This is a genomic window from Mycobacterium sp. E1747 (genome assembly GCF_001667775.1).
Classification (GTDB): Bacteria; Actinomycetota; Actinomycetes; order Mycobacteriales; family Mycobacteriaceae; genus Mycobacterium.
In genome coordinates, this window is the sequence record NZ_LZJI01000145.1 from 1 (window position 1) to 16512 (window position 16512).

General features: G+C 60.2%; 37 protein-coding genes. 36 read left to right on the forward strand and 1 reads right to left on the reverse strand.

Translation table 11 applies throughout. From position 1 onward, the window contains the following. From A5695_RS29070 to A5695_RS30280, 9 genes are all read left to right on the forward strand, one after another. Positions 1-257, forward strand: a 257-nt coding sequence (locus A5695_RS29070) for a hypothetical protein (RefSeq protein WP_231974823.1), incomplete at its 5' end; no start/stop codon positions are given. Then, entirely contained in the window at positions 257-427 is a 171-nt protein-coding gene (locus tag A5695_RS28530) for a hypothetical protein (RefSeq protein WP_156749633.1), read from the forward strand. The genes A5695_RS29070 and A5695_RS28530, both read left to right, overlap by 1 nt. Further along, a complete protein-coding gene (locus A5695_RS14160) occupies positions 424-762 on the forward strand; it encodes a hypothetical protein (RefSeq protein ID WP_068082813.1) in 339 nt (112 codons plus the stop codon). The genes A5695_RS28530 and A5695_RS14160 overlap by 4 nt, the downstream gene beginning before the upstream one ends. 1044 nt (positions 763-1806) lie before the next feature. Then, complete coding sequence (locus A5695_RS14170) at positions 1807-2304, forward strand: hypothetical protein (protein ID WP_068082820.1); 498 nt, start codon at positions 1807-1809, stop codon at positions 2302-2304. 47 nt (positions 2305-2351) lie between these two features. Then, complete coding sequence (locus tag A5695_RS30270; protein ID WP_369830186.1) at positions 2352-2759, forward strand: HNH endonuclease; 408 nt, start codon at positions 2352-2354, stop codon at positions 2757-2759. Next, positions 2756-3403, forward strand: a complete 648-nt coding sequence (locus A5695_RS14175; protein ID WP_068082823.1) for an ERF family protein — start codon at positions 2756-2758, stop codon at positions 3401-3403. The genes A5695_RS30270 and A5695_RS14175 overlap by 4 nt, the downstream gene beginning before the upstream one ends. A 380-nt stretch (positions 3404-3783) precedes the next feature. Next, positions 3784-4131, forward strand: coding sequence for an HNH endonuclease signature motif containing protein (locus A5695_RS30275; RefSeq protein ID WP_082946074.1), 348 nt, complete (start codon positions 3784-3786; stop codon positions 4129-4131). A 1-nt stretch (position 4132) separates the two neighbouring features. Further along, complete coding sequence (locus tag A5695_RS28535) at positions 4133-4393, forward strand: DUF1508 domain-containing protein (protein WP_156749634.1); 261 nt, start codon at positions 4133-4135, stop codon at positions 4391-4393. 1 nt (position 4394) lies between these two features. Further along, complete coding sequence (locus tag A5695_RS30280) at positions 4395-5042, forward strand: NUMOD4 motif-containing HNH endonuclease (protein ID WP_197515486.1); 648 nt, start codon at positions 4395-4397, stop codon at positions 5040-5042. A gap of 317 nt (positions 5043-5359) precedes the next feature. Here the strand turns inward: A5695_RS30280 and A5695_RS30285 are convergent, their stop codons facing one another. Continuing rightward, positions 5360-5782 carry a PT domain-containing protein gene (locus tag A5695_RS30285; RefSeq protein ID WP_082946076.1) on the reverse strand — a complete coding sequence of 141 codons (423 nt, stop codon included), beginning with the start codon at positions 5780-5782 and terminating at the stop codon, positions 5360-5362. A gap of 58 nt (positions 5783-5840) precedes the next feature. Between A5695_RS30285 and A5695_RS30290 the strand changes: the two genes are divergently transcribed. The 27 genes from A5695_RS30290 to A5695_RS14285 form a co-directional block, all read left to right on the forward strand. Next, positions 5841-6383 (forward strand): DUF6745 domain-containing protein, encoded by a 543-nt coding sequence (locus tag A5695_RS30290; RefSeq protein ID WP_082946077.1) that lies wholly within the window; start codon positions 5841-5843, stop codon positions 6381-6383. A gap of 34 nt (positions 6384-6417) precedes the next feature. Further along, positions 6418-6828: a hypothetical protein gene (locus A5695_RS14185; RefSeq protein ID WP_068082832.1), complete on the forward strand. Its 411-nt coding sequence runs from the start codon at positions 6418-6420 to the stop codon at positions 6826-6828. Between the two features lie 147 nt (positions 6829-6975). Beyond that, complete coding sequence (locus tag A5695_RS28540) at positions 6976-7425, forward strand: hypothetical protein (protein WP_156749636.1); 450 nt, start codon at positions 6976-6978, stop codon at positions 7423-7425. After that, positions 7425-7796, forward strand: coding sequence for a DUF4326 domain-containing protein (locus A5695_RS14190; protein ID WP_068082884.1), 372 nt, complete (start codon positions 7425-7427; stop codon positions 7794-7796). The genes A5695_RS28540 and A5695_RS14190 overlap by 1 nt, the downstream gene beginning before the upstream one ends. A gap of 170 nt (positions 7797-7966) precedes the next feature. Beyond that, positions 7967-8503: a hypothetical protein gene (locus A5695_RS14195; protein WP_197515488.1), complete on the forward strand. Its 537-nt coding sequence runs from the start codon at positions 7967-7969 to the stop codon at positions 8501-8503. After that, on the forward strand, positions 8500-8718 hold the full coding sequence (locus tag A5695_RS14200; RefSeq protein WP_068082835.1) for a hypothetical protein: 219 nt from the start codon (positions 8500-8502) through the stop codon (positions 8716-8718). The genes A5695_RS14195 and A5695_RS14200 overlap by 4 nt, the downstream gene beginning before the upstream one ends. Before the next feature lie 342 nt (positions 8719-9060). After that, the gene (locus tag A5695_RS14205) at positions 9061-9501 is read left to right on the forward strand and encodes a hypothetical protein (RefSeq protein WP_068082839.1); all 441 of its coding nucleotides are present in this window, start codon (positions 9061-9063) and stop codon (positions 9499-9501) included. Between the two features lie 270 nt (positions 9502-9771). Continuing rightward, entirely contained in the window at positions 9772-10020 is a 249-nt protein-coding gene (locus tag A5695_RS14210; RefSeq protein ID WP_068082841.1) for a hypothetical protein, read from the forward strand. Then, complete coding sequence (locus tag A5695_RS28545) at positions 10020-10175, forward strand: hypothetical protein (RefSeq protein ID WP_156749637.1); 156 nt, start codon at positions 10020-10022, stop codon at positions 10173-10175. Before A5695_RS14210 ends, A5695_RS28545 begins: the two co-directional genes overlap by 1 nt. Further along, a complete protein-coding gene (locus tag A5695_RS27625; RefSeq protein WP_082946078.1) occupies positions 10165-10443 on the forward strand; it encodes a WhiB family transcriptional regulator in 279 nt (92 codons plus the stop codon). Before A5695_RS28545 ends, A5695_RS27625 begins: the two co-directional genes overlap by 11 nt. Then, on the forward strand, positions 10440-10679 hold the full coding sequence (locus A5695_RS14215) for a hypothetical protein (RefSeq protein ID WP_068082844.1): 240 nt from the start codon (positions 10440-10442) through the stop codon (positions 10677-10679). Before A5695_RS27625 ends, A5695_RS14215 begins: the two co-directional genes overlap by 4 nt. Next, positions 10676-11875 carry a hypothetical protein gene (locus A5695_RS14220; RefSeq protein WP_156749638.1) on the forward strand — a complete coding sequence of 400 codons (1200 nt, stop codon included), beginning with the start codon at positions 10676-10678 and terminating at the stop codon, positions 11873-11875. The genes A5695_RS14215 and A5695_RS14220 overlap by 4 nt, the downstream gene beginning before the upstream one ends. A 47-nt stretch (positions 11876-11922) precedes the next feature. Next, positions 11923-12327, forward strand: coding sequence for a hypothetical protein (locus A5695_RS14225; RefSeq protein WP_068082850.1), 405 nt, complete (start codon positions 11923-11925; stop codon positions 12325-12327). A 64-nt stretch (positions 12328-12391) separates the two neighbouring features. Further along, a complete protein-coding gene (locus A5695_RS28550) occupies positions 12392-12688 on the forward strand; it encodes a hypothetical protein (protein ID WP_156749639.1) in 297 nt (98 codons plus the stop codon). Positions 12689-12774: 86 nt separating this feature from the next. Further along, complete coding sequence (locus tag A5695_RS28555; RefSeq protein WP_156749640.1) at positions 12775-12960, forward strand: hypothetical protein; 186 nt, start codon at positions 12775-12777, stop codon at positions 12958-12960. Between the two features lie 39 nt (positions 12961-12999). Then, entirely contained in the window at positions 13000-13173 is a 174-nt protein-coding gene (locus A5695_RS28560; protein ID WP_156749641.1) for a hypothetical protein, read from the forward strand. Positions 13174-13192: 19 nt separating this feature from the next. Beyond that, positions 13193-13525, forward strand: a complete 333-nt coding sequence (locus tag A5695_RS14235; protein ID WP_068082856.1) for a hypothetical protein — start codon at positions 13193-13195, stop codon at positions 13523-13525. Between the two features lie 110 nt (positions 13526-13635). Next, entirely contained in the window at positions 13636-13821 is a 186-nt protein-coding gene (locus A5695_RS14240) for a hypothetical protein (protein WP_197515489.1), read from the forward strand. A gap of 33 nt (positions 13822-13854) precedes the next feature. Further along, positions 13855-14049, forward strand: coding sequence for a hypothetical protein (locus A5695_RS14245; protein WP_068082862.1), 195 nt, complete (start codon positions 13855-13857; stop codon positions 14047-14049). Positions 14050-14079: 30 nt separating this feature from the next. Further along, positions 14080-14409, forward strand: a complete 330-nt coding sequence (locus A5695_RS14250; RefSeq protein WP_068082865.1) for a hypothetical protein — start codon at positions 14080-14082, stop codon at positions 14407-14409. Continuing rightward, positions 14409-14621 (forward strand): hypothetical protein, encoded by a 213-nt coding sequence (locus A5695_RS14255; RefSeq protein WP_068082868.1) that lies wholly within the window; start codon positions 14409-14411, stop codon positions 14619-14621. Before A5695_RS14250 ends, A5695_RS14255 begins: the two co-directional genes overlap by 1 nt. Positions 14622-14658: 37 nt before the next feature. Further along, positions 14659-14856, forward strand: coding sequence for a hypothetical protein (locus A5695_RS14260; RefSeq protein ID WP_156749642.1), 198 nt, complete (start codon positions 14659-14661; stop codon positions 14854-14856). Positions 14857-14911: 55 nt separating this feature from the next. Then, positions 14912-15238: a hypothetical protein gene (locus A5695_RS14265; RefSeq protein ID WP_068082873.1), complete on the forward strand. Its 327-nt coding sequence runs from the start codon at positions 14912-14914 to the stop codon at positions 15236-15238. Next, a complete protein-coding gene (locus A5695_RS14270) occupies positions 15235-15525 on the forward strand; it encodes a hypothetical protein (RefSeq protein WP_068082875.1) in 291 nt (96 codons plus the stop codon). Before A5695_RS14265 ends, A5695_RS14270 begins: the two co-directional genes overlap by 4 nt. Before the next feature lie 5 nt (positions 15526-15530). Beyond that, positions 15531-15869: a hypothetical protein gene (locus A5695_RS14275; RefSeq protein WP_197515490.1), complete on the forward strand. Its 339-nt coding sequence runs from the start codon at positions 15531-15533 to the stop codon at positions 15867-15869. Positions 15870-15895: 26 nt separating this feature from the next. Next, complete coding sequence (locus tag A5695_RS14280; RefSeq protein WP_068082881.1) at positions 15896-16264, forward strand: hypothetical protein; 369 nt, start codon at positions 15896-15898, stop codon at positions 16262-16264. Positions 16265-16300: 36 nt separating this feature from the next. Continuing rightward, on the forward strand, positions 16301-16512 hold a 212-nt coding region (locus A5695_RS14285; RefSeq protein WP_156749644.1), incomplete at its 3' end, for a hypothetical protein.

The window sequence follows — 16512 nt, forward strand, 5'->3', positions numbered from 1 at the left end:
ACACGGTATTCGGCGGCACCGCAATGAGCGAGGGAGATGTGGCGCAGGACGCCATCCGCCGCGAACTCGCTTCGGTCCGTGAGCGTATGCGGCGTGAGCGGCATGAGCAGAACATGCATCTCATTCAGGCCAGCGGATCGGCGGCGCTGCTCAAGCAGTTCGCCAATAGCGAAGACCGCCTCCTGTCGTTCCTGGCCGCTAATGGCTGGTTGACCGAAGCAGACACCAAAACCCAACTCACAGAAGAGACATGCTGATGCCTGGATTCTTTGACCGTCTGGCCACGCTGCCGACGCAAACCTTTGACTTGTTGTCGTTCATCTTCGATCCGGGCCGGCCGTTCTTCGAGCCCCGCACGGAAGAGGAGCGGGCCGAGATCGCGGCGATTCGGGCGCGTCACGCCGACGCTTTGCGAGAAGCGTCGTGAAGCGCCTACTGATCACCGCTGTCGCCGCCAGCCTGGTGTTGATCGGGGCCACATCGTCCACACCTGCGCATGCGGATCCCGTTGCCCCGGAAGTGGTTTCCTACGCCGCGCGGAACGCTAACCGGGTGTGCATCGTCCTGGCAGCGTTCCCGAACTTCGCCGGTGTCACCGGTGTCATGGACGGCATCCAGAAGGACACCGGATTTACCAGCATGCAGACGGCGCAAGCCCTGGTGCTGTCAGTGGATACGACGTGTCCTGAGTTCTTGCCTCTGTTGAAACGCTTCGCTGATACGTATTCCCCGACTACGAGCGCGGCGGGGGTGACGGTTTGAGCACTGTCACCGACACCACCTGGCCGTATTTCCTTGGTGTGTGTGAGGAGTGCGATTCGGTGAAGCGTTTCGACACTGAGCGCGCCAGAGATCTATGGCAACTTTTCCACGCCCACCAGGAGAACTCGTGAGCCATCCCCGCTGCCCTGTTTGTTGGCGTTACGCCCGCCAAACCACACGCGGCAACATCGCCGGCCACATGGACAAAGCCGGGAAGCCCTGCCTCGCAAGTGGGGAGCCCTGGACGATCACCCTGGCGGCGTCATGAACACATGCACTGAGCCGTTGTACCGGATCCAACCGGAACTGGACGACCACACCCAACGGATCGTCGCCATCGACCCAGACGGGGTGGAGATCGCTGGCGCGTACAGGCTCATAGATTTTAACGCCTGGCATGTGTACGTCGCGAAGCTCGTGTCTGACACTTTGGGTCTTCCTCAGCCACACAAGGTTCACGCCTGCTCCCGGGCGGATGCTCTCAGGTGGCTCGATTTGATCGCCACCCTCTACACCAAGGCCGTGTCATGAAGCCGTGCCAGCTGTGTGGCGGTCGTGGGGTGATCCGGGTAGCGGATGTGTACACGAACCTCGCCACCAAAAAGACCGATGTGTGTTGGGAATTAGCGACCATCCGCCGCTGCGGCTGCAGATACAAGGAGAGGACGTGACAACGGCAATGCTTGAGTTATCGCACTTCAGCAGTTGGTTAGCGTCCGGGGAGCGCGGTATCTCATCGGAAGCAATTGTTAGCCAACTCACCGGATCTCGCGTTGGCCGTGGATACCCAGGCAGCGATCATCCTTATGACCCAGGCGACTTTCGTCGCTGCGAGCTGCTACTTCGCGACTATCCATTGGCGCGTTTGATATTTCCATCCGCGATGCCCTCAAGGTCAGAGGTTTGGGCGCGGATGGTCGAACACTGGGATGAACTTGTCGAGTTGATCGAATCCGAAGCCCCAGGGGCTTTTGACCGCGTACCGACGCTTGGATCCCGCGCTCCGAAGGCGTACGCGCTGATGAAGCAGCTAAGGGGGAGCGAGTGAGTTACGAGAAGCTCTCTGACGCGGCAGCTGCCGCAGTCGTCTGGTCGCTAATCTCTGACGTCGCGGCCGAGCGTAAAGACGAGGCCCGTAAGTGGCTGGCCGAGCACATGGGCCCAGAAGCATTAGCCGCGAAAGCCATCGCTAATGGTAGCGATATTGGGAAAGCCTCCTGGGTTGAAGGCAAACCCAAGCCTGTCGTCGCTAACCCCGTCTTGTTCACGGAGTTCGTGTGCGAGCACTACCCCGACGAACTGATCAGGATGGTCAACCCGGCCTTCCAGAAGCAACTCCTGACGAAAGCGACTGTGGTCGAAGGGGTCCTGATCGACGGCAACGGTGTCCCTATCCCCGGTGTGCAGATCCGGCAGTCGGAGCCGTACGTGTCTGTGCGGAAGTCAGATGCGGCCCGGGAGGTGGTGGATCAGCTGCTCGACGGTGGCCGGCTCTCACTTGACGGCATCACCCAACCCGAACTCGAGGCGGGTGGGCAGTGAACAGGTTCAAACCTGCGGTCAAAACGGAATTTCCAATCCCAGCATGGGTGTATGAGCGGAGGTTGATCAATCGGGTTGAGGTTGATGAAAACGGCTGCTGGCGTTGGACAGGACCACTAGCTCCGAACGGGTACGGCGGGACTATCCGGGCATGGCGTAAAGGCTGGCTTCCTCATCGTCTCGCGTTCACAGTGATGGTCGGGGAAATCGTCGACGCGAACCAGATCGACCACCTGTGCCGAGTGCGCAACTGCATCAATCCGGTTCACCTTGAGCAAGTTACCCAAGCGGAGAACCTGCGCCGACAAGGCGCCGCTGTCACACATTGCCCCCGTGGGCATGAGTACACCGCCGCGAACACGTACCGAAGCACTGACAACTTACGCCGCTGCCGTGAGTGCGCGCGTATTCGTAGCCGCGAGGCGGTACGCCGGAAAAGGAACCAAGCAGCATGAGCATCCACGAGGCACTGTCCGCAGTCATGGCTCAGGTTGGTGCCGTAAAGAAGACTGGCCATAACAACCAGTCGAATTACAACTTCCGCGGCATCGACGCTGTCACCTCAGCTGTGTACCCAGCCTTGGTGGCGCACAAGGTGATCGTTGTCCCGAAGGTGTTGGACTACCAGTACGGCACCGTAACTGTAGGCCGTAACCGCACGGAGATGAGCCACGTCCGGCTCACGGTCCAGTTCACTTGGTATGGCCCGGATGGCGACCAGATCGAAACAGTCACGGCCGGCGAGGCTTTTGACAGCGGCGACAAAGCGACAGCGAAAGCGCATTCGGTGGCGTTCCGAACCGCCCTCCTGCAAACGCTCTGCCTGCCAACTGATGAGCCAGATCCCGACGCCACCACCTACGAACGTTCCGCAGAACCAGAACCAATGTCCGCTGAGGATATTGAGCGAGGAGAGGCGATAGCTGACCTCGGCGACGCGTGCGCCGCCCTCAGCCTCGACGAGCGTGAAACGGCGGGGAAGTTCTTCGCCATCCACAAGAAACCCGTTCGACAGGCCACGGCCGAGCAGATCCGGGCGTTCATCAACACCCTGCACGACGAAGCCGAAAAGGCTAAGGAGGGCGCCAATGTGGGGTAACTGCGCCTGCCAACATCACCAAGCATCCCACTACTGGGATGACCGCAAACTCCGCTACACGTTCTGCGAAACCTGCACGGTGTGCGGCGGGAAAGAACGGGACCACAGCCCGTTTGGGCACGAGTTCCAACGCTGCGTGTGTATGGAATACCAGGAGGCGGCATGAGCCGCGGACTGACCTTCAACTGCAACCACTGTGGACGTGAGATCGACTGTTGGTTTGATGATTGGCCTAGCCGCCCAACAGATAGATCACGCATTCACGCATGGCTTGGTAAGCGAGTCTTGGATGCGCTGATCTGGCATCACCTTGAGGACTGCCCCGCATTCACACAGCCGAAGCGGCGGCGCCTGAGGATTATTCAGGGTGGTGGTTCGCGGTGACTGGTTTCTCGCGGCAGGTCCGCGCAATCATCATCGACCGCTCCCAGGGCTGGTGCGAAAGGTGCGGCGGCGACCGCGCATTCGAAGCACACCATCGTCGTCCTAGGGGTGCGGGTGGGACACGCCGCCCTGAATCCAACCTTCCTTCAAACGGACTGAACTTATGCCCAGCCTGTCACCGCCGTATCGAATCGCACCGTTCTGAGGCGTTTGAGCATGGCTGGTTGGTGAGGCAGACGGACAACCCCGCCGATGTTCCTGTCCTCTACAGAGGCACATGGGTGCTGATGGACGACCTTGGCAACCTCCACGACATAAAACCCGCAGTGAAAGAAGGAATCTGACATGCCCGCACAGCCCGTTATCTATGTGGATCTCACCCAAGCGCCTGTGAATCCGTTGGCGAAGCTGGCCGGTCGGGCTCAGCGTTGGCGATGGCGGGCGATCAACGCCGGCAACGGCCGCATCCTCGCCATCTCCTCGGAGAGTTATTACAACGCTTCTGATTGCCGTGCCGCGATTGCCCAACTGTTCGGTGCCGAGAGCAATGTCTATCTCCGGAGTTCGGCGGGAACGGTCGCACTCCGGATCGCTGCAGGGAGCTGATATGGAGCCTGAGAAGTGGCTGCCTGTCGTTGGATTTGAGGGATGGTACGAAGTCTCAGACCAAGGACAGATCCGATCCTTGGAGCGCACCATCGTCCGCAAGGACGGCCGCGTGCAGATCGCAAAGGGATGCGTACTCCGCCACGGCACAGCTGGTGCCGGATATGCCGCAGTCGGCCTGCACCGCAACGGCACGGCTTTAACCCGGTATGTCCATGCATTGGTCATGGAGGCATTCGTTGGATCGCGCCCCCCGGGTTATCAGACGAGACACCTTAACGGAAACCCGCGCGACTGCCGGCTGGTGAACCTGGCATATGGGACTGCAGTGGAGAACGCGGCTGACAAGGTCCTGCACGGGACTGCACGGACGCGTTTGGTGAAGGCAACTCATTGCGCACGCAAGCACCCATTCGATGATGAGAACACCGGTTTCAACAGCGATGGACTTCGCTATTGCCGGACATGTCGACGAGAACGCGATCGTGAAAAGAAGCGTGAACTGCGGACTCAAGGATTAACAGCGGGAGATTCCCGACACGGAACAGTGACTGGATACATCAATTTTTACTGTAGGTGCGAGCCGTGTCTGAAGGCGGCCCGCGAATACCGGCAGATGCGGAGGTCTGCCTGGAATGCCGATTGTTAACTCCCCGAACCTGTTCGACCGGTTGGGTAACCCGGACAGCCCGGAAGTGAAGGACGCCCTCACCCGCCCCTGCCGTATCTGCGAGGCACCGCGGGATGTGTTCTGCACCAACCTCACCAACTCCCAACCACTCCACCACCGGCTAGTGCATTTAGACAGGACATACTCATGACCATCAAGAAACGTCTCACCGAGCTCACCCCACAACAGCGCGACCGCATGGCCTCGTTCGCCCAGGAGTGGATCGAATACGGCTGGCGCACACAGCCACTCACCGAAGAGGAATGGGGCGTTTGGGAGGCCGGTGCCCGGGCTTGCTACGAGTTCGCCGGTGTCCCGTGGCCCGGGGTGGTGATTCGGGTGTCGTCGCCGATGGTGGGTGCGTTCGCGGCGCCGTTCGCAGCGATTGCGATTGCGTTGCATCGCGCGCTGCCGAAGGAGTTGAGCGCGCTGGAATTGCCCGCGGTCGGCTCGGCGGTCGGCTCGGCGGTCGGCTCGGCGGTCGGCTCGGCGGTCGGCTCGGCGGTCGGCTCGGCGGTCGGCTCGGCGGTCGACTCGGCGGTCCGCTCGGCGGTCGACTCGGCGGTCCGCTCGGCGGTCGGCTCGGCGGTCGACTCGGCGGTCCGCTCGGCGGTCGGCTCGGCGGTCGGCTCGGCGGACATCAAACCGTTCTGGCACAACATCTTCGGCGGCCGCCTATGGTGCTGGTGGCCAGCGTTCATCGCGTATTTCCGCGACATCGTTGAGCTTCAACTGGACCCAGAAATCTGGGAACGATCGAAAGCCTACGAAAATGCCATGTCCGCTGGCTACTGGTGGCCAAATAGCGACTTCGTCATGGTCTGCGACGCCCCATCCGTCATGCACATCGAATCCGCCGCCGGCCGACACCGACTCCACTGCGAAACCGGGCCCGCAGTCGCATGGGCTGACGGGTGGGGCTTGCACATGTGGCATGGCACCCAAGTTCCAGCCGATCTGATCGAAACCGGCTGGGACGTCGAACGGATCATGGCGGAACGCAACGCCGAAGTACGCCGGTGCGCGATCGAGAAGATGGGCTGGGACCGATTCGTAGTTGCCGCCAAGATGAAGCTGACCGATGAAGCTCCCGACCCGGGTAATCCCGGCCAGCTGTTGCGGTTGTACGACGTTCCTCGCAAGGTTCTCGATTTGCCTGTGCGCGTGTTAGTGGCGCACAACGCCACTCGTGAGCGCGACGGATCACGTCACACCTTCGGACTTACTGTCCCGACCGATTTCCGCACAGCCGTTGCTGCTGCGGCGTGGACCTTCGACCTCACCGAACGTGAGTACAAGGAACTGGCCCGCGCAACCTAGATCGCGGACCGAAACACCAAGAAAGGAAACACAGATGGCAACAACCACGCAGATGATCGAGGTAACCGGCGTCAACGTCGTAACAGCGACCGACATCGCTGACATCGAGATTCCGGTTCTCGGCGGAATCCAGCGGCAGGGCGACGTCCTGGTGCGGCCAGCGAAGGTCTCGGCCAAGACACCGGTACCGGCTAAGGGAACACCGGTTGTGCGGGGCGAGTCCGGAGGCAACACCCACGCGATCTTCGCCGCCGACGGGCCGGTCTTCTGCGACGTAAACGCCGGATCAGCACGTGACCTCCGCGTCGCGGTGCTCTCCGTGCCCGAAGGTTCGACCGCCTACCTGGCCCATCCGGAGCACGGATACATGGGTATCGCACCCGGCTACTACGAGATCCGTCGGCAGCGGGAGATGGCCGAAGAAATCCGCATGGTCGCTGACTAGGGAACAACGGGTGTTCTGGGGCGAGCAAAGTCGGAACGCCCGCCCTGGAACACCATCCACACAAGGGAACGGAGAGATCCGCATGCGTAGGGAGTGGTGGTTTCGGTTGTGGTTGCGGATCCTCCGCAAGATCGGGTTAGGAGACCAATGAGCGACGTCATCGAACGTGCCGAAGCGGTATTGCGGCATCGAGACACACGCATCGGCCACGGACTCATACGGGACCTCATCGCTGAACTGAAAACCGAACGCGCAGCGGCCGAACGGATCCGCGAGTGCGCCGCCCAACCATCGGTGAATGCAATGCCTAGGCCTCTTAACCCAGACAAGGTTCTGCAGATAATTGCGGCCCTGGCCCAGTCCTGGGCGTATCAGGACACCGATTATGACGGTGACACTGAGCAGCAGATCGCTGATGGCAACCTACTACTCCGAATTCTCCGCGAGGCGGGTGTCTCTGCGGCAGAACCACTACCACCGCCAGAACCGGTTGACCCGAATTGGATTGAGCACCTATCGCATCCGACGAAGCTTCGGCGTGCAGTGGATGGCCTAGAACCTGTTGCGGGGTGCAAGTTTTGCAGGGAGGGCCGTTGATGCCTGAGCGGATACAGCGGCGCCGGGAAAAGGGTTGGCGGATGCCAGAAGGCGCGATCTACATCGGTCGGCCGTCACGATGGGGAAATCCATTCACAGCCAACATGTGGGGTCTGCAAACGTCTCTTGATGCATATAGCGATATGGTGCGCGGATTTTGGAATCCAATTTTGTTCCACGACTGCGATGACCAGGACTACGCCATCGCCTACGAGCTCCGATCGGACTGGCTCCGCCGACTTAACTATCACCACCCGCTTGAAGCTGTTAGGTACGAGCTCCGCGGACACGACCTAGCTTGCTGGTGCCCACTCGACCAGCCCTGCCACGCCGATGTCTTACTTGAGTTGGCGAACGGGGAAAATGCGTGATTTACCAGCATGTTTCGTCTAGAATCGTACATGAGTACGAAAGCGGCCCAGGGGTGCTGGTAACACGTCCTGGGCCTAACCACTGCCCATCTGACACCACAGATAGGAGCGGCTAATGGCCGATACTAGCGCACCCGTAGAAGCACTGTCCCTGCATCGCCCGTACGGGCTTGACTGCAAATGCGGACGCCCCATCAACAGCGATCGGGATTGGGCTCGGCACGTCGCTGAAGTCCTGGGCCTCAGCGAGGAAAATCAGATGGGACGGCTATGACGTGGGACGCCGTAACCCAATTCTTCTCGTCGGTGAGCCCGTCCGTCAGGGATTCACACTGCTGTGCAATGACCTCATACGGGACGGCGCGCACGATAAAGCTCTCGGCGCGGACGGGATGCTTGTGATGGCCTACCTGTTGTCGTGCGCCACGCCTTCCGGGTCTGGGAAGCGAGTGTGGGAGACCTCTGCGGCGCAGATGGCCGAACTGTTCGGCTGGCCGGCGAATCGACGCCGCATCACGAAAGCGATTGAGGCAGCTAAGAAGGACGGCCGTTTACTGATTCGCGAGTACGTACGTGACGGGGTGCGGGTACCGCGCCGCTGCGCATATGTGGTTTGCGTTGGTGGGCGGAAATTCACCGATGGGGAAGCTTCGTACTACTCGTCTCCGATTGAGCTGTCGGAGAGTGCTTCTGGGGAGGTGCTGTGAGGGTCAATTACTTTCAGTCGTCACCGCTGTATTGGGAGGTGACCCAAGGCGATGGGCGCTGGTGGTCGATTTTCTACAAGGTGGATGACAACAGCCGCGCCGAGTACATCATCACGAACGCCAGGGGACAACGACTCAATATGCATGGGCCGACCGGGCAGAAAATACTCGACGCGGTCCACGATTTTGAGCGCCGCCGCGAGGATGAGCGATGAACCAACCTTGCACCTACGGGGGTGCAACATCAGCAGAGGGAACTTGCACCCCCATAGGTGCAACATCACTGTTCAACCTTGCACCCTTTTTTGTGCAACATCCTGGGTGCAATGTTGTACCACCGTCGGTGCAACATATCTTGCACCCCCGTTGGTTCAACAATGAATACCCATACCTGTTAACCCATTCCCGTCATGCACTGCGTGCAAGACGGACGTTTACACCTACCGGACTTGACGGCCTCCTCGCCCAACGCCAACCAGCCATCGAGGTAACCACCAGACCGCGCGCTAGGAAGTCGGCAGGCCATGCCTAACCCGTTTCGGAGGAAGGACGAACCGATGAAAGAACCCGAATCTGAGGATAAGCCGTCACTGTGGGAACGGTTAGGGGAGCAGGAACGCGAACGCCGTATCCGCGAGTACATCGAAAATGTCGCGGCCACATTGTCCGCAGAACAGCAGAGGTTGCCGTCCATCACGGATCGCATCGCGTTGTGTACACGCTGCGGCCAGGGCCAGGAAAAGCACACGGTGTCAACGATTGATCCTGGTTTAGAGGAGCGGGAAATGACCGTCTTCCAGGATGCGGATGGCAGTGTGGTGCTAGGAGATATCCCCTACAGACGGAATGCATATGGGCTGGGTTTTCCGCGCTTGGAAAATCGGGTAGTTCACACCTTCCGGCGTGTTACGCCGATGAAGTTGCAAGTGGTATGTGAGTGCGGCAAGCAGCTAGGCCTTTACCGGCCGTTGGACCAAGAGCAGTCCCATGTGTCCTGACTACGCAATCGGTGGCCCGCATCGTGGTCGTGGTCCTGTGTTGGAGGCTTACGCCGAAACCGGTGCCCTCGAAGTCCCATGCCTGTGTGGCGCTGGGGTGGGGGAGTTCTGCCACCACGACCCAGTGGTGGGTGGGTTGCCGCGGAGGATGCCGTGCCCTAAGCGAATCACGGCTGCTGCGCGGGCCCAGTCAAACGCACAGCCGCCGCAAGCCCCTTCCCGGATAGGTGACACCAGGGGATCCGGCACAGGCGATTTGAGGGCCGAAAAATGAGCGCCGAAACACTGCACGCCATCGAGACCACGATCCGCGCCCACATCGCCGAAACACACGGAGATGTTCCCGCGCTCACCGACTGGTTTGTGTCCTACGGGGCCATGACCCAGTGCGACGACTCACCCACAGGCCTGTCGTACATCACGAACTACTGCACCTCCGATGGATCACCACAGGGCGCCCTCGGTATCGCCTCCCTCGGTCTCCGTCACCTCGCAGACGACTTGTCGGGAGCCGAGTGATGACTTTCCAGGACGATATAGCCGCCATCGCCGAAGAGCACGGACCAGACGTCGCGATCGAATACACCGCAATCCGCTGCAACGACCTCTGGCAGGACTGTTTCAAAGCGTTGAACAACCTCGACAACACGACAGGAGAACCGCATGTTCAGTGACGACCAAACCTCAAGCAGGAGATCAGCGTGGGGATTCAGCGACATAGCGGTCCAGGCTTGGCGTGATGAGGCGCTGTGCGCACAGACAGACCCCGAAGCGTTTTTCCCGGAAAAAGGAGGATCCACGAGGGAAGCGAAGCGTATCTGCCAGAGGTGCCCGGTCATCAATGAGTGCCTGCAGTACGCACTTGATCGGGATGAGCGGTTCGGGATTCTCGGTGGGTTGTCGGAGCGTGAGCGGCGCCGGCTGAAGAGGGCAGCAGCATGAGCACCGATCAGCTTCCCGGCGGGTTCGTGATCGATGCGTCCGAGCTGGATGCGCTACCGGAAGGCTCAGTCGTGCTCGCTGATACCGGTGACATTGGTTGCGTCTACGCCAAATGGCCTGAGCACCACTTGGCTAGCCTCTACGGGCCGTGGTACCAGACCGGGTATGAAGTGCCCTGCGATAGCGATGAAATCGAGTTACCCGCCAGGCTGATCTGGCACCCGGAGTGGTCATGACCGAATCGCATCGCTGCGCCGCAGGCCGTGATTGTCGTGATGCGGAGAACTTCGACGACCCCACCACGGGGAAGACAACCCGGCGCGGAGCACCTGTCGCCGCGGAGTCTGGGTTGTGTGAATCCTGCACTGGTGCTGCCCGGTATGCGGTGTCGGACATGGTGGAGACGTGGCTGTCGCTGCATTTAGCGATCGGGGACACCAGCCGACGCCTGAACCAGAAAGTCTCCATCTCCCGCTCTGCGCCGATCAATTTGAACACGGATGCGGATGCGTTGAAGACGTCGATCGTGGAATGGCTTGTTGCTGCGGCAGCCAGGGTTGCAGAGACGTTGAACTGCGAGGAACCTTCACCGCGGAATAACACTGATGCGGAGCATGCCCGGGTTGTGCTGGCCTGCACCAGAATCCTGGAACCCAACATCGACACGCTGATCGGGTTGCCGGCGGGGGAGGTGATGGTGTGGCTCTCCGCCGCCGAAACCCAATACCCCGGTGAACGCTTCTACGTAGATGATCACGGGACCCCCCACATCGGGGTGAAAGTCACCACCATGACCGGCGCCGAGCTCGCCCTGAAGCTGGTGAAACTGCGCAGCAAGGCCCGCTCCTTCCTCGCCCTGACGACGCCGAAAGACAAACTCTCCCTGCCGTGTTGGCGATGCAACCAGTTGGAGCTCACCCGACGGCACGAACGCCGCGGAACAACTGTCATCGACCAGGTGGACTGCGCAGCGTGTGAGAAGTCGTGGCCCTACGAGCAATACCAAAACATCATCGCTATCAGGGTCAAGGAGGACGAGATGGAACGCGAGAAACTACAGAAACAGTTGGACAGCGAGAGAACGCGGAGAGAGATCGCGGAATGGTTGCTCGCCGAGCGGGATTGGCAGCTGTCCCTGGCGTTTGATTTCCCTGATGTGTCCGCGAGCGTGTTCGTCACTACCATCCTCACCCAAAACGAACCCCAACCCCCTGAGGCGTTCATGTCGGATAAGGACATCGCGAACCTGTTGAACGTGTCCGATTCCACTGTCCGTTCCTGGGCATCCCGGGGTCAGATCCAGCGTCACACCGCTGATGACGGGTCGACGGTGTTCCTCGCGTCTGAGGTGTGGGCGTTCGCGAAAACCAACACCGGAGGCCGGGCCTCCACCATCCGGCGGTTAACCCGCGACACCGCCTGCGCCACATAACAACCCAACACACCAATCACTCGGCACAACTAGGAGAATTTGACACCATGAATGACCTGACCAACGTCCGTGAACGCATCGAAGGAAAGCGAGTCGTGTCCGTCGATGCCGACGGCGAAAAGCTCGTGCTGGACGACGGCACTGTCCTCCATCTGTACATGTCCGACAGCGACTGCTGCGCCAGCGCACACGGGAAATGGGTAATCCAGCCCGACGCGCTGGACGCGATCATCACCGATGTCAAGATCATTCCCGATGAGGAACGCAGCGGCGACGATGGGGACGGCGAGACGAACTATGCCACTGTCGCCATCCTGCACAACCAGAATCCGATCGCGCTCGCGGACTGCTATGCCAACGACGGCAATGGAGGCTACTACTTCTCGGTGCTGTCGCTGAATGTTGTAGTCCCAGGCCGAGATGACATCGACGTGGAAGTCGTTTCGGCTTGACCGGGTTAAGGAGTTGTCGAATGGCAGGTATCGGCTCGTTTTTCCGCGGTGATTGGTTGGCGCGGTGGCTGCTGAAAATCTTTTGGGGCAACAACGACGAATGAACACCATAAGCACTTATCGGCACAACCCAACGGGAGTAAACACCATGAGCGCACGCCGCTGGACAGATGGAGATTTAGCACGCGAAGCACCGGTCGGCGCAGTGCTATATGACGATGACGATGACCTGTTCACAGTGAAGAAAGGGCCTAACACCTGGGTCGCATATCACGCGCAGGGGCACCTCTACACCCTCTCTAACGCAGACATCGACGGTGACCGAGGAGACCAGCTCGTCGGTGAAGTAGAGCTGACCTGACGCAGCATTATCGGCTTAGGAGAATGATGAACACAACCCGATGGTATGTCCCCGCCTACGTGGCACCGACAGGTCACACGGTCCCTGTGGGCGACGAAACAACCTGGCTACCAGGAGCGGCTAAAGAGGCGCATGAGCTGCACCGCGCGGGCGATCCTGGGGACGCAGAGATATTCGTTGCCTATCGCGATCAGCCGACATGGGAACGATTGCCGCAAGACGACTACGAGGCCGAAATGGAGCGGGAAGCCGACCGCGCCGGATTGACCTAAGAACCCGTTATCAGACATCGAGAAACAGGAGCAACAAACATGCCCAAGATCGTCATCACCTACGAGTACGAACCCAACATGGATCACTACCCAGGGGCGGAAACCGCTGTCGACGCCATGCGTATGGACGTTGAACAGGTGCAGGCCGGAGAGGCTCTGTGGGATGAGTTTTTCGAGGGGAGCGGCACGCTCACCGTGGAAGTAGTGGACTGACCGAAGACAAGGATTATCGGTGGACACCTGCGACGTGATCGGCTGTTGGAACGACATCCACGGCTGGTGGTGCCACCTGACAAACGAACCCGTTATCGGAGAAGGGAAAAACACCATGGATGCAGCCGACGAGCTGGCAGCGATGATCCTAGAGCGCCTGGACGTGCTCAACGAGATCAATCAGAACACGTTCAATTCCGGCCATCCCACCAACTGCGGGCCGATCCAACGATGGATCGAGGACGTGCGCGGCCGGGTGACCCGATTCAACCTCAAGGGCGTCACGGTGCCCGAGAATCCGCTGCTGACCCCGTGCTCCGATCCATTCCAGTATCCCAATCCCGCCACCTGACTTCAGGCCCACTTATCAGACATCCAGTTGACAGGAGACACATGGACAACATGACACCACGGCGATGGTTGGCGTGGAAGCTGGTACAGCTCGCGTCCCGGATCTGCGACGTGACCTTCTACGAACGAATCACCATCAAGGACGCGGCGGGAAATCCTGTGATCGAGTGGGAGATCAGCTCGAATCCCTATGGCGATGGCGTTATGTCGCAGTTCGGCAGCGATAGATTCGGCGACTACACCGCGTCCTGGGGCGAGTTTGAACCGGACTGGCTAACCGACCCGGCATCGACCTGACGGAATCGAATTTACGCAGCAAGGAGTAAGCAAATGGCAGAGCGCCCCGTAGAGGTTGAGTGGGCCGTGGAGAATGACTGCGACGTAACGCTGACCATCAGCATGACCGTGGACGGCGGCGCCAACCTCGACCTGCTCATTCCCTACATCAAGGATGAGTTGCAGACGCTCGCTCACGACACGTTCAAGCAGCACTGGCATTGGCGTCCGGGCGATCAACCGGCCTGACAATATCGGTCATACACGGAGAAACACCACATGAGTAACAGCGAAACCGATAAAGACGGCCGGATCTGGTGCCGCGACAGCGATGACGACATCTACGCGTTCATCGACCCCGACGATGGCAAGCCCTACCCGCTCACCGAAAAAGACTGGTCCCGCTGTGAGCGCATCGTCTCGGTCGATGACCCCGACGCCAGCTCCGGCCGGGGCAAAACCGTGCCCGCCGACAGCCCGATGCTGCAATGGGACTGCTACCTGAACACTGGGATAGCGCCGGATAACGAGGGCATCATCTGGGGCCTGCTCATCAAAGGCAACCCCGAGCACGTCACCTCAACCGTCGGCGTGGTGGAGTTCTACTGATGATCGGCGTCCAACCTGGAATGTCACTGATCAAGCAGGTGCGCAAATTCGATAGCCGCATCACCGACGCAGCCTCTGTTGAGGCCGCGATCTATCTGTCCTACCTCAAAGGGTTAATGCTGGCGACTGTGGCCATGGGCGCGCCTCAGCCAGCCTCGAATTTCCTCCCCTGGTATGACGAAGAATTCACAGCGGAGGTTAACGGTGATTGACGACGGGCCGCCCCTCATCTTCGGGAAGGATTGGCACATGGGTGACCGTATGGTCTACCGCCAGTTCCAGTGCGCCTACTGCGGCGCGCAATGGACCACGACAACAACAGAGGCCGAGGCCAACCGCGAATACCTCGCCAGCGGCCAGCCAGCCAGCACCACGGGCATCTCATCGGTGTGCGACGACTGCTATGAGTACCTGATGGCCCGGGCGCAACAGGATGGTCTGCTGTGACTGAGTCGTTGGGTTTCGTGGTGCTAGCCCGCAGACCAACCCCGTGGGAGGGGAAATGAGCGAACACAAGCCAGTCGGCGGCGGGATGGGCGCAACCATCTGCTCCTGCGGCGCCACCGTCCCCACGACCGCGTTCGACCTACACGCCGGCATCATCGGCCACCTCGTGCTGACCAAACGGCCACGCCCAGACGGCAGCGGCTTCGACTACGACCTGCTCAGAATGCGGGACGGTACGTCGGCCGCCGTGACGACCTTGGAGGGCGCGCAGAACGTCATCGAAGGGCGCACTGACCCGCGGTTCAAGAACATGCGGCACGACGACCCACTAGACGAGGTGGAGTACGTCATCGGAGCGATAACCCAAGTGGAGACAAAATGAGCGACCGCTTCCGAATTTCCAAGACGGACGATACGGCCTTTCCGTGGGCGCTCGATTACCCCACTGGATTCGACGAGGAAGTAACGGGCGATCAGTTCATAACGTTTGACAACGCCGTCGCAGCCTTCATCGAAGCCGTAGAGTTCCGATGCCCGAACTGTCTGCGAGGTGCGGTCATCGACACCGATTGGGGCTGGGTGTGCAAGAACTGCGGATCCTCTGACGTGGCCGTGGGCTGTGTCGCACCTGCCGATGCCGGGCTGATCAGCGAAGTGGAGACACCATGAGTGACGTGCCTTTCAAGACCTGTCTCATGTGCCACGGGTGGCCCGATCACCGGCCGGGATGCGAAATGGCGGGATTCCCCGAGACCGAAGACGATGGCCACTATGACGCGCAGAAGGTCATGGATTTCGTGAAGACCCGCAACATGGAACGCGCCGAAGCCATCATCGATGGCGTGGGGCACCGACGCGGTACTACGGATGCCGTGGGACTAGTTGACGCAAGACAAAGGATTATCGGCATGAGTGACCGCTGGGACGAGGCTGACGATCCGATGTGGCTGGATCAATTCGAGACCGACCGCATCCTCGCAGAGGATGACGACGCCGAAAACGGCGCTACCTAAGAACCCGTTATCAGACAAGGAATCACATGAGTAACACGGCCGCCGACTTCGCGCTCGCTGACATTGCCGAGCTGGAGCGCGATGGGCAGATTAGCGCCACACTGGCTCAGCGGGGCCGCGATGTGGTCGGTCTGATATTCCAGTCCGGCACCACCTATGCGACCATCGCCCCCATCGACGGCAGTGATCTGTCGTTTTACTGGGTCGCAGGCGACTGGTCGATATCCATTGACCTGTACGCAGATGGCGGTGGCTGGTACCGGGCACGTCAGGGCGGTGTCAATGTGCGGACCCACGAAGGTGGCACGCCGCAGTGGATGTGGGATGCGCTGCACGAGTTTTCGGAGCGTGTGGAGCGGCTGAACCCAGCCTGGCGCGATCTGCGCACAGCCTAACTATTGGCCCACTTATCGGCGAATCGAGGAGATGACATGAGCGACACTGAACACCGCCTGACGGCCGAGAACTGCAAACAAGCCGCTGACCGCGGATACCCAATCTTCAGCGGCAACGTCTGTATCCCGTGTCGAGACGCGACGGAATTTCACATTGGCGATGGCGTGGGACTGGCCAGCGACAGCACGCCCGCAGCCAACGGCACCGTCGTGGACTTCGTCTACGCCGCTCACGCGCCAACCGACGA

Excerpts from the sequence above, each read along its gene's own strand:
- A5695_RS28530 (WP_156749633.1), top strand. The coding sequence starts at position 257 with ATGCCTGGATTCTTTGACCGTCTGGCCACGCTGCCGACGCAAACCTTT.
- A5695_RS14175 (WP_068082823.1), top strand. The coding sequence starts at position 2,756 with ATGAGCATCCACGAGGCACTGTCCGCAGTCATGGCTCAGGTTGGTGCC.
- A5695_RS28535 (WP_156749634.1), top strand. The coding sequence starts at position 4,133 with ATGCCCGCACAGCCCGTTATCTATGTGGATCTCACCCAAGCGCCTGTG.
- A5695_RS30280 (WP_197515486.1), top strand. The coding sequence starts at position 4,395 with ATGGAGCCTGAGAAGTGGCTGCCTGTCGTTGGATTTGAGGGATGGTAC.
- A5695_RS30285 (WP_082946076.1), bottom strand. The coding sequence starts at position 5,782 with ATGTCGCGGAAATACGCGATGAACGCTGGCCACCAGCACCATAGGCGG.
- A5695_RS30290 (WP_082946077.1), top strand. The coding sequence starts at position 5,841 with ATGTCCGCTGGCTACTGGTGGCCAAATAGCGACTTCGTCATGGTCTGC.
- A5695_RS14185 (WP_068082832.1), top strand. The coding sequence starts at position 6,418 with ATGGCAACAACCACGCAGATGATCGAGGTAACCGGCGTCAACGTCGTA.
- A5695_RS28540 (WP_156749636.1), top strand. The coding sequence starts at position 6,976 with ATGAGCGACGTCATCGAACGTGCCGAAGCGGTATTGCGGCATCGAGAC.
- A5695_RS14190 (WP_068082884.1), top strand. The coding sequence starts at position 7,425 with ATGCCTGAGCGGATACAGCGGCGCCGGGAAAAGGGTTGGCGGATGCCA.
- A5695_RS14205 (WP_068082839.1), top strand. The coding sequence starts at position 9,061 with ATGAAAGAACCCGAATCTGAGGATAAGCCGTCACTGTGGGAACGGTTA.
- A5695_RS14210 (WP_068082841.1), top strand. The coding sequence starts at position 9,772 with ATGAGCGCCGAAACACTGCACGCCATCGAGACCACGATCCGCGCCCAC.
- A5695_RS28545 (WP_156749637.1), top strand. The coding sequence starts at position 10,020 with ATGACTTTCCAGGACGATATAGCCGCCATCGCCGAAGAGCACGGACCA.
- A5695_RS27625 (WP_082946078.1), top strand. The coding sequence starts at position 10,165 with ATGTTCAGTGACGACCAAACCTCAAGCAGGAGATCAGCGTGGGGATTC.
- A5695_RS14215 (WP_068082844.1), top strand. The coding sequence starts at position 10,440 with ATGAGCACCGATCAGCTTCCCGGCGGGTTCGTGATCGATGCGTCCGAG.
- A5695_RS14220 (WP_156749638.1), top strand. The coding sequence starts at position 10,676 with ATGACCGAATCGCATCGCTGCGCCGCAGGCCGTGATTGTCGTGATGCG.
- A5695_RS14225 (WP_068082850.1), top strand. The coding sequence starts at position 11,923 with ATGAATGACCTGACCAACGTCCGTGAACGCATCGAAGGAAAGCGAGTC.
- A5695_RS28560 (WP_156749641.1), top strand. The coding sequence starts at position 13,000 with ATGCCCAAGATCGTCATCACCTACGAGTACGAACCCAACATGGATCAC.
- A5695_RS14245 (WP_068082862.1), top strand. The coding sequence starts at position 13,855 with ATGGCAGAGCGCCCCGTAGAGGTTGAGTGGGCCGTGGAGAATGACTGC.
- A5695_RS14250 (WP_068082865.1), top strand. The coding sequence starts at position 14,080 with ATGAGTAACAGCGAAACCGATAAAGACGGCCGGATCTGGTGCCGCGAC.
- A5695_RS14255 (WP_068082868.1), top strand. The coding sequence starts at position 14,409 with ATGATCGGCGTCCAACCTGGAATGTCACTGATCAAGCAGGTGCGCAAA.
- A5695_RS14260 (WP_156749642.1), top strand. The coding sequence starts at position 14,659 with ATGGGTGACCGTATGGTCTACCGCCAGTTCCAGTGCGCCTACTGCGGC.
- A5695_RS14265 (WP_068082873.1), top strand. The coding sequence starts at position 14,912 with ATGAGCGAACACAAGCCAGTCGGCGGCGGGATGGGCGCAACCATCTGC.
- A5695_RS14270 (WP_068082875.1), top strand. The coding sequence starts at position 15,235 with ATGAGCGACCGCTTCCGAATTTCCAAGACGGACGATACGGCCTTTCCG.
- A5695_RS14280 (WP_068082881.1), top strand. The coding sequence starts at position 15,896 with ATGAGTAACACGGCCGCCGACTTCGCGCTCGCTGACATTGCCGAGCTG.